This is a genomic window from Pedobacter sp., assembly GCF_035566355.1.
In the GTDB taxonomy this organism is placed as follows: domain Bacteria; phylum Bacteroidota; class Bacteroidia; order Sphingobacteriales; family Sphingobacteriaceae; genus Pedobacter.
In genome coordinates, this window is record NZ_DATMRL010000272.1 from 1 (window position 1) to 8,598 (window position 8,598).

Consider the following 8,598-nt stretch of genomic DNA (forward strand, 5'->3'; position numbering starts at 1 on the left):
AATGGCGGAATAACGAAAAGGAGTTCGAAGCCTGGTGCCAGGGTGAAACCGGATACCCCATTGTAGATGCCGGGATGAAACAGCTCAATCAAACAGGCTATATGCACAACCGCGTCAGAATGGTTGTAGCCAGTTTTCTAACCAAACACCTCTTGATCGACTGGAGATGGGGAGAAGCCTATTTCGCAGAAAAACTACTCGATTATGAAATGGCCAGTAATGTTGGTGGATGGCAGTGGGCTTGTGGATGCGGTAATGACGCAGCTCCGTATTTCCGGGTATTCAATCCAGAACTGCAGGCCAAAAAATTTGACCCGGATCAGACCTATATCTACCGGTGGGCACCCGCTTACAAAACAAAAAAGCATGTTCAACCTATTGTTGAACATGCTTTTGCCAGAGAACGAGTCCTGAGCACATTTAAGGATGCACTGGATAAGTTTAATTAGTTATTCGCTACATCTGTAACTTCAATATCAAAATCCAGAACAGCATTTCTCGGAATTGTTAAAAGACCTGTTGAGGAATTCAAAGATCCCGCAGTTCCATAAGCCCAGCGTGAAGGTGTGATGATCCTTATTTTACCGCCTTTTCGGATACGTGGAATGGTTCTGCCCCAAGCCTGGATCACACTGGTTAATGTGGTTGAAAAAGTACCATCAGTATTGGAATCAAATGTTGTTCCATCCAGGTATCTTCCTGTATATTTTGCCGTAATAGTTGTCCCCAGGTTGATCACATCCGTTCCCGTTCCAGGTTCTGTAATCACATAATAAATACCTGCCGGATCCTTTACAGCACCTGTAATACCCTTTGCAGCTATAAAATCGGTAATCTTTTTATCATCAAGATCACTCTGTTTCTTATAAGGGAAAGTGGTCACGGTTACATCTAAAACTTCATTGGAAGGCACACCCAGTGTAGAAGAACCATTCTTTCCAAAAGCAAGATAAGAAGGCACCAAAAGTCTTAGGGTACCACCCGGAATAACTTTCAGCAATGACCTTCTAATACCCTCAATAGCAATTCCTGTCGAAGTGGTAGACGTATAGATAGACACACTATTCGTATAGCCAACCAATGTACCATAATTTCCATTTGCAGCATCTGCATAATATACCGTCCCACTCTGCATAGATTTCAAACTAACGTGGTACAATACAGAATCCGTACTTTTCAGCAGATCTCCTGAAACAGGGTTTGTCACCGATGAATAGAACCCGGTAGAATCCTTAACCATTGTCAGGTTATTTGACGATATAAATTGCTGAATTTTAGAATCATCCGTATCCTGAATGGATTCGTATTCTTTTTTACAGGAAGCAAATAGGACCAACAGGCCTGTAATAGCCACTATATATGATGCTGATAATTTTTTAAGCATTCTTAATTATTTATGGGGTTATGGTTTTTTTCTTTTTTGTAACTTGATTTATATTAATGTTAAAATCAAGAATTGAATTCGCAGGGATTGGACCAACTGGCCGGTCAACATAAGCCAGTGTTGAAGGAATGATCAAACGAATCCTTCCTCCATTCTTAATTAACGGGACACCAATCTGCCAGCCCAATATGACATCTTTTAATACAAAACTGCGGGGTGTAGCTGTTGCCACAGAATCGAAGGCTTTTACAGCCCCCAATACTCGTCCATCATAAAATAAAGCAAGTGTATCCGTCAAATCAATTTGATCTGTGCCGGTTCCCTGGTTAACAATCTTGTAAAATACGCCTTTTTCTTTTTTAACATCTTTGATTCCATTGTTCACAATATACTTCTCAATCAACGCTGAATCGATCTTAAATTGAGCGCTCTTGTCATAAGGGGTATCCTTACTACAGGAAGATATTATGCCTGCAAAAGCAACTGCAACCAATAAAATCTTGTTTTTTAACATAATGCACAAAAATAGTCTTTTATTAGGGATAGAACAATTTTTAACCATTTTTAACAAATCAATAAAAAAGGCGCCCCCACAGATATGGAGACGCCTGAATCATTCGAGACGGGGATAATTAGTAACAATATTTATTTGCAGCAATCAGTTCCTGCGCTACTTTCTGACGTAATTCCTTTACATTGAACGGTTCCATTTTTGTAAATCTGCGCAATCCAACCATCATCATTCTCAATTCATCGCCTTCCGCAAAAGACCACAAAGCTTCTTTCCCCGCTTTTTGAACTGCATCTACCGCTTCCACAAAATAGATCCTCATCATGTTCAGCTGTCCGGCACAAGCCTCCTCTCCTCTCAGGCTCACCAGTTTCTCTGTTCTCAGCATCGCAGATTCCGCTACATACACATAACTCGCCATGTCTGCAATGTTCATTAAGATCTCCTGTTCTTTAGACAGGCTCATCATGAGCTTCTGTACTGCAGACCCAGCCACCATTAAGGTCGCTTTTTTCAGATTCTTAATGATCTTTTTCTCCGCAGCAAATAAGGTTGTATCCTCCTCACCAAAATCAGGAATAGACATCAGTTCTCCGGCCACCGCAGTTGCAGGTGTCATCAAATCCAGCTCTCCTTTCATTGCGCGCTTCAGCATCATGTCTACCGTCAGTAAACGATTGATCTCATTGGTGCCCTCAAATATCCTGTTGATCCTGGCATCCCTGTAAGCCCTGTCCATAGGCGCCTCAGCAGAAAATCCCATACCACCATAAATCTGAACACCCTCATCTACCACATAATCCAGTGCCTCAGATCCCCAAACTTTCAAAATAGCGCACTCAACAGCAAATTGTTCTGTTGATTTCAGCTTGGCCTTGCTGGCATCCATCCCGCCGGCAACCAAAGCTTCATAAGCATCATCAATATTTTGACCCGCACGATAATTTGCAGACTCTACAGCGTACACTTTAGTGGCCATTTCAGCAAGCTTATACCTTATCGCTCCGTATTTTGAAATCGGACGTTCAAACTGAACCCGCTCATTGGCATAATTTACTGCAGTATCAATTACAGATTTGGAAGCCCCGATAGCCGCTGCAGCCAATTTAATCCGACCTATATTCAGAATGTTTACAGCAATCTTAAACCCATTCTGACGTTCAGACAACATATTCTCTACCGGTACCGGGCAATCATTAAAGAAAACCTGTCTGGTAGAAGAGCCCTTGATCCCCATTTTATGCTCTTCAGGATTCATGGTTACTCCGCCAAATTCCCGCTCTACAATAAAAGCCGTTAAATTTGCATCATCATCTATCTTCGCAAACACAATAAATACATCAGCAAAACCACCATTAGTGATCCACATTTTCTGTCCGTTGATGATATAATGTTTACCATCCGCACTCAACTTCGCTTTTGTCTTTCCGGAATTCGCATCAGATCCCGAATTTGGCTCCGTTAAACAATAGGCTGCTTTCCACTCACCAGTTCCCAGTTTAGGAATATACTTTGCTTTCTGTTCTTCATTTCCATAATATAAGATCGGCAAAGTACCAATACCCGTATGTGCAGATAAAGCGACCGCAAAAGAATGTCCGGCACCAATCACATCTGCAACCAGCATAGAGGTATTGAAATTTTTACCAAAGCCACCGTATTCTTCAGGAATAGAAACCCCCAGAATACCCAGCTCACCAGCTTTAGTCAGCAAAGAAGGCATCAAACCTTCTTCCAGTTTATCAATCCGGTCCAGGTTAGGATAAACCTCTGCCGCCAGGAAATCACGGCAGGTTTGTGCAATCATCCGTTGTTCTTCATCAAATTCTTCAGGAATAAAAACCTCCTGATAAGTGGTGTCTTTAATTAGAAATTCGCCACCTTTTATCGTTTTTTTATCTGTAGTTTCCATAATACTTATTTCCTTGCGGATCGTTAAAAATGATCAGATCTGTTTTTTTATAATAACTCAAAAATACCTGCAGCGCCTTGTCCGCTGCCCACACACATGGTCACCATACCATATTTCTTATTTCTTCTTTTCAGTTCATTGAACAACTGTACAGATAACTTTGCTCCAGTACAACCCAATGGATGCCCTAACGCAATCGCCCCACCATTCACATTCAAAATATCGGTATTGATCCCCAATTCCCTCACCACAGCCAAAGACTGTGAAGCAAAAGCCTCATTCAGTTCAATCAGATCCAGTTCTTCCAGTTTCATACCGGCCTGTTTCAGGGCTTTTGGAATGGCATATATCGGCCCTATCCCCATGATCCTTGGTGGTACACCTGCAATGCCATAACTCACCAGTCTTGCAATCGGAGCAACCCCCAGTTCTTTCAGTCTACTCTCCGAAACCACCAGCACAAATGCAGCACCATCAGAGGTCTGGGAAGAATTTCCCGCTGTAATACAACCATCTGCAGCAAAAACAGGCTTTAACTTCGCCAGTTTTTCTATAGAGGTATCGGCTCTTGGCCCCTCATCTGTATCGACCACGTATTCCCTGCTTTGCTTTTTAAGATTCGAATCGAGGTAATTTTCATGCACCGTAATGGGTAAAATACCATCTTTCAAATGGCCATTTTTGATCGCTTCTACTGCTTTTTGATGGGAATGATAAGAAAACTCATCCTGATCTTCCCGGCTCACTTTATATTCTTTAGCCACAGCCTCTGCAGTTAAACCCATTCCCCAGTACCAATCCGGATTGTTCTTTGCCACCTCAGGATTGGGCACTACTTTCCAGCCGCCAAAAGGCATACCCGACATCACTTCCACACCGCCGGCAACGATACAATCTGCCATACCGCTTCTGATCTTAGCCACTGCTGTTGCAATAGTCTCGAGTCCAGATGCACAATACCTGTTCACCGTAACACCTGGCACCTTATCCGTATCCAGGCCCATCAGGGAAATCATCCTTCCCACGTTCAAACCCTGCTCCGCCTCCGGCGTTGCATTACCTACAATCACATCATCAATCTGCGCTTTATCCAGATTAGGCACCGAAGCCACCAGATGCCTGATCACCTCAGCAGCCAAATCATCTGCCCTTGTAAAACGAAATACACCGCGAGGGGCCTTGCCCACAGCTGTACGATATCCTGCTATAATATATGCTTCCTGCATGTCTATGTCTTTTTAATGATCTTAATTAGTTTCTTAGCGGTTTTCCTTTAGTTACGATACTCTGTATCCGTTCCAAAGTTTTGCGTTCTCCGCAAAGCGACAGGAACACTTCCCTTTCCAGGTCCAGCAGGTATTGCTCTGTAACCTCTGTTGGCGAAGACAAGTCCCCACCGCACATCACCCAGCCTAATTTTTCTGAGATTTTTTTATCGTGTTCTGAAATATAATGTCCGGAATACATGGTATTTGCACCTGCATATACTATTCCCAGGCCTTGTTTTCCCAAAACCTTAATGTCTTTCCGTCTAACCGGCTGTGTATAGCCCGCCTCAGCCAGCTCAATGGCCTTAGCTTTAGCATCAGCAATCAAACGGCTTCTGTTCATACTGATGGCATATTTACCCTGCTGCAAATATCCCAGTTCAAAAGCTTCCACCGCAGAAGTAGATACTTTCGCCATTCCAATGGTCAGGAAGCGATCCTTCAATACATTTTGCACAATCTGATCTTCCTTATACTCATCAGAAGCACGCAAGGCAAACTCTTTGGTTCCACCTCCGCCAGGGATCACACCCACACCAAACTCTACCAGTCCCATGTAAGTCTCCGCATTGAGTTGCACATGGTCTGCATGCAAACTGAATTCACATCCACCACCCAGTGTCAAATTATGCGGTGCCACGACCACAGGAATAGAAGAATAACGAATACGCATAGACGTATTCTGAAAGGTTCTGATCGCCAGGTTCAACTCCTCCCACTCTTGTTCTACAGCCATCATAAAGATCATTCCAACATTGGCCCCGGCAGAGAAATTAGCTCCATCGTTCCCAATAACCAGCCCTCTGTACTCCTTTTCTGCCAAATCAATTGCTTTATTAATCGCCTGCAAAGTATCTCCCCCAATCGTATTCATTTTTGAATGAAACTCTACGTTTAGAATCCCGTCGCCCAGATCAATGATTGAAGCACCAGAATTCTTCCATATGGTTTTGTTTGCACGCAAATTATCCAGGATAATAAAGGCTTCAGCCCCGGGCACAGCTTTATAAGATTTAGAAGGAATATCATAATATTTCTTCACACCATCCTCTACTTTATAGAAAGAAGTATGTCCCGCAGCCAGCATTTCCTGTACCCAGGCAGCTGCCTGATGTCCATAAGTTTTCATCCCTTCCAATGCGGCTTGTACACCTACAGCATCCCAAATTTCAAAAGGACCTAAATCCCATCCAAAACCGGCCCTCATAGCATCATCTATCCGGTACAATTCATCAGAAATTTCAGGAATCCGGTCAGACACATATTCAAACAAACCGAAAGAAGAAGCCCTGAAGAGTTCTGCAGCTTTGTCTTTGCCCGCAGCAAAAATCTTCATCCGGTCTTTTACATTCTCCATCGGCTTGGTCAAGTCCAGCGTTGCAGATTTAACCTTCTCCTGAGGACGGTATTCCAGTGTTTTAAGGTCCAGCGCAAGGATCTCTGTTTTGCCCTCCGCATTTTTAGTTTTTTTATAAAAACCCTGACCTGTTTTATCGCCCAGCCATTTATTGGCATCCATTTTCTCTACATAAGCCGGCAATTTAAATAAGTCATGTGCCTTATCTTCAGGACAGTTGTCATACAAGCCTTTCGCCACCTTAACCATCGTATCCAATCCAACTACATCCGTGGTCCGGAAAGTAGCCGATTTAGGTCTGCCCAGTGCGGGTCCGGTAAATTTATCCACTTCCTCTACCGTAAGATCCATTTTCTCTACCAGGTGCAATAATGCCATAATAGAATAAACGCCTACCCTATTGGCAATAAATGCAGGAGTATCTTTACAAAGCACAGTGGTTTTCCCAAGAAACTTATCCCCGTAATGCATTAGGAAATCCACAATTTCCGGTTTAGTCTGCGTTGTAGGAATAATCTCCAGCAAACGCAGATACCTTGGCGGATTAAAGAAATGGGAGCCACAAAAATTAGCTTTAAAGTCATCAGACCTTCCTTCTGCCATTAAATGAATTGGAATGCCAGATGTATTTGAAGTCACCAGGGTACCGGGCTTACGATGCTGTTCCACCTGCTCAAAAACTTTCTTCTTAATATCAATATTTTCAACAACAACCTCTATAATCCAGTCACAGCCAGCTATCTTAGCCATGTCGTCTTCAAAATTACCGGTAGTAATCCTGTTCAAAACCTTTTTAGAATAAACCGGAGAAGGATTGGTTTTTACCGCCGTTTGTAAAGCCGCATCCACAATACCATTCCGGGGTCCTTCTTTGGGTACAATATCCAACAACAATACCTCTACACCTATATTCGCAAAGTGACAGGCAATACGTGAACCCATGATACCTGAGCCCAAAACTGCTACCTTATTTATCTTTTTGTTTATCATCATCTGTAGTACTTGTATATGCTAAAGTTAGTTTATTCAATTTCTGCAGGGTAAGCAGCAAATTGCTTTTTTCCTGTACACTGAGGTTTTCGTTCAGGTACTCATTAAAAGCAATCACCACACCTTTCGCCATCTGTCTCTTCTCCCGGCCAAGGTCTGTTAAGAAAACCTTTACTGATCGTTTATCACCAGCAGAAGTTTCCCTGTAAATTAACCCCAGATCTTCCATATTGTTTAACATTCTGGACAAACTGGTTGCTTTTACACCAAGAAGACCGGCCAGTTTGGAAACCGCAGTACCTTCTCTCTCGATATTAATCAACACATAACCAATGGCCTGTGTTATACCAAATCCCGAAGCAATCTGGTTATAGCTGTTGGACACATTCTGCCAAACCACTTTTAAAAAATAATCTATTGTTTCCTGCTGTTTCATTAATTATTATGCTTGCATAACAAAGCTAATGAATATTAAACTTTAAAGCAAGTATAATTTCATCAAAAAAAGCACAAAAAAAAGCCGCACCTTTAAAGGTGCGGCTTTAAAAATCAACTGCTTACAGTCTTAGAACAAGGTAAATTCTACCCTTCTGTTTTTCTGACGTCCAGCTTTTGTTTTATTGGTTGCAATTGGTTGGTTTGGACCATAACCAGTTGCCTCGATTCTTGATGCATTAGCACCTTGAGAAACCAGATAAGCTTTGATAGACTCCGCTCTGTCTTTAGATAATCTCAGGTTTAAAGCCATTGAACCAGTATTATCGGTATGACCTGCTAATTTCAGGCTAAAGTTTTTCTCTACCAATAAAGCCGCAACTCTATTTAAAGTAGGATAAGATTTAGGTCTGATGGTTGCTTTTCCAAGATCAAATTCAAGATTTTTGATTGCCTCGTTCACTACTTTTCTGTCTGCTTCAGTAACAATCACTTTTTCTTTGATCACCGGAGCAGGAACAACTAGTGGACAACCTGAACCATCTACTACTGTACCAGAAGGCGTACCTGGGCATTTATCCAGTTTATCTGCTACACCGTCACCATCGCTGTCTTTCAACAGATCATTCATTTCTGATCTTAAACGGGCATTGTCTGCTTTTGCAGCATCCAGGTCACCTTTTAAAGCATCAGCAGTTTGTTTAGCAGCTAAAGCCTCATCATAAGTTAAAGCAACCGGGT

General features: G+C 42.4%; 8 protein-coding genes. 1 reads left to right on the top strand and 7 read right to left on the bottom strand.

Going from position 1 to position 8,598, the window contains the following annotated elements:
* Positions 1-449: FAD-binding domain-containing protein (locus tag VNZ46_RS10765; RefSeq protein ID WP_325560167.1), on the top strand; the 449-nt coding region annotated here is incomplete at its 5' end.
* On the opposite strand, the gene VNZ46_RS10770 is transcribed toward VNZ46_RS10765, so the two are convergent.
* The 7 genes from VNZ46_RS10770 to VNZ46_RS10800 form a co-directional block, all read right to left on the bottom strand.
* Positions 446-1,384, bottom strand: a complete 939-nt coding sequence (locus VNZ46_RS10770) for an FKBP-type peptidyl-prolyl cis-trans isomerase (protein ID WP_325560168.1) — start codon at positions 1,382-1,384, stop codon at positions 446-448. The two genes, VNZ46_RS10765 and VNZ46_RS10770, sit on opposite strands and share 4 nt — an antisense overlap.
* A gap of 10 nt (positions 1,385-1,394) precedes the next feature.
* Positions 1,395-1,898: an FKBP-type peptidyl-prolyl cis-trans isomerase gene (locus VNZ46_RS10775; protein ID WP_325560169.1), complete on the bottom strand. Its 504-nt coding sequence runs from the start codon at positions 1,896-1,898 to the stop codon at positions 1,395-1,397.
* Positions 1,899-2,016: 118 nt separating this feature from the next.
* The gene (locus VNZ46_RS10780) at positions 2,017-3,807 is read right to left on the bottom strand and encodes an acyl-CoA dehydrogenase family protein (protein ID WP_325560170.1); all 1,791 of its coding nucleotides are present in this window, start codon (positions 3,805-3,807) and stop codon (positions 2,017-2,019) included.
* 47 nt (positions 3,808-3,854) lie between these two features.
* Positions 3,855-5,033, bottom strand: coding sequence for an acetyl-CoA C-acyltransferase (locus tag VNZ46_RS10785; protein ID WP_325560171.1), 1,179 nt, complete (start codon positions 5,031-5,033; stop codon positions 3,855-3,857).
* 25 nt (positions 5,034-5,058) lie between these two features.
* Positions 5,059-7,422 (bottom strand): 3-hydroxyacyl-CoA dehydrogenase/enoyl-CoA hydratase family protein, encoded by a 2,364-nt coding sequence (locus VNZ46_RS10790; protein ID WP_325560173.1) that lies wholly within the window; start codon positions 7,420-7,422, stop codon positions 5,059-5,061.
* Positions 7,400-7,858 (bottom strand): MarR family winged helix-turn-helix transcriptional regulator, encoded by a 459-nt coding sequence (locus tag VNZ46_RS10795; RefSeq protein WP_199076060.1) that lies wholly within the window; start codon positions 7,856-7,858, stop codon positions 7,400-7,402. The genes VNZ46_RS10790 and VNZ46_RS10795 overlap by 23 nt, the downstream gene beginning before the upstream one ends.
* 129 nt (positions 7,859-7,987) lie before the next feature.
* A partial coding sequence (locus VNZ46_RS10800; protein ID WP_325560172.1) for an OmpA family protein occupies positions 7,988-8,598 on the bottom strand: 611 nt, incomplete at its 5' end.

Coding starts and splice junctions, on each gene's coding strand:
- VNZ46_RS10770 (WP_325560168.1), bottom strand. CDS start 1,384: ATGCTTAAAAAATTATCAGCATCATATATAGTGGCTATTACAGGCCTG.
- VNZ46_RS10775 (WP_325560169.1), bottom strand. CDS start 1,898: ATGTTAAAAAACAAGATTTTATTGGTTGCAGTTGCTTTTGCAGGCATA.
- VNZ46_RS10780 (WP_325560170.1), bottom strand. CDS start 3,807: ATGGAAACTACAGATAAAAAAACGATAAAAGGTGGCGAATTTCTAATT.
- VNZ46_RS10785 (WP_325560171.1), bottom strand. CDS start 5,033: ATGCAGGAAGCATATATTATAGCAGGATATCGTACAGCTGTGGGCAAG.
- VNZ46_RS10790 (WP_325560173.1), bottom strand. CDS start 7,422: ATGATAAACAAAAAGATAAATAAGGTAGCAGTTTTGGGCTCAGGTATC.
- VNZ46_RS10795 (WP_199076060.1), bottom strand. CDS start 7,858: ATGAAACAGCAGGAAACAATAGATTATTTTTTAAAAGTGGTTTGGCAG.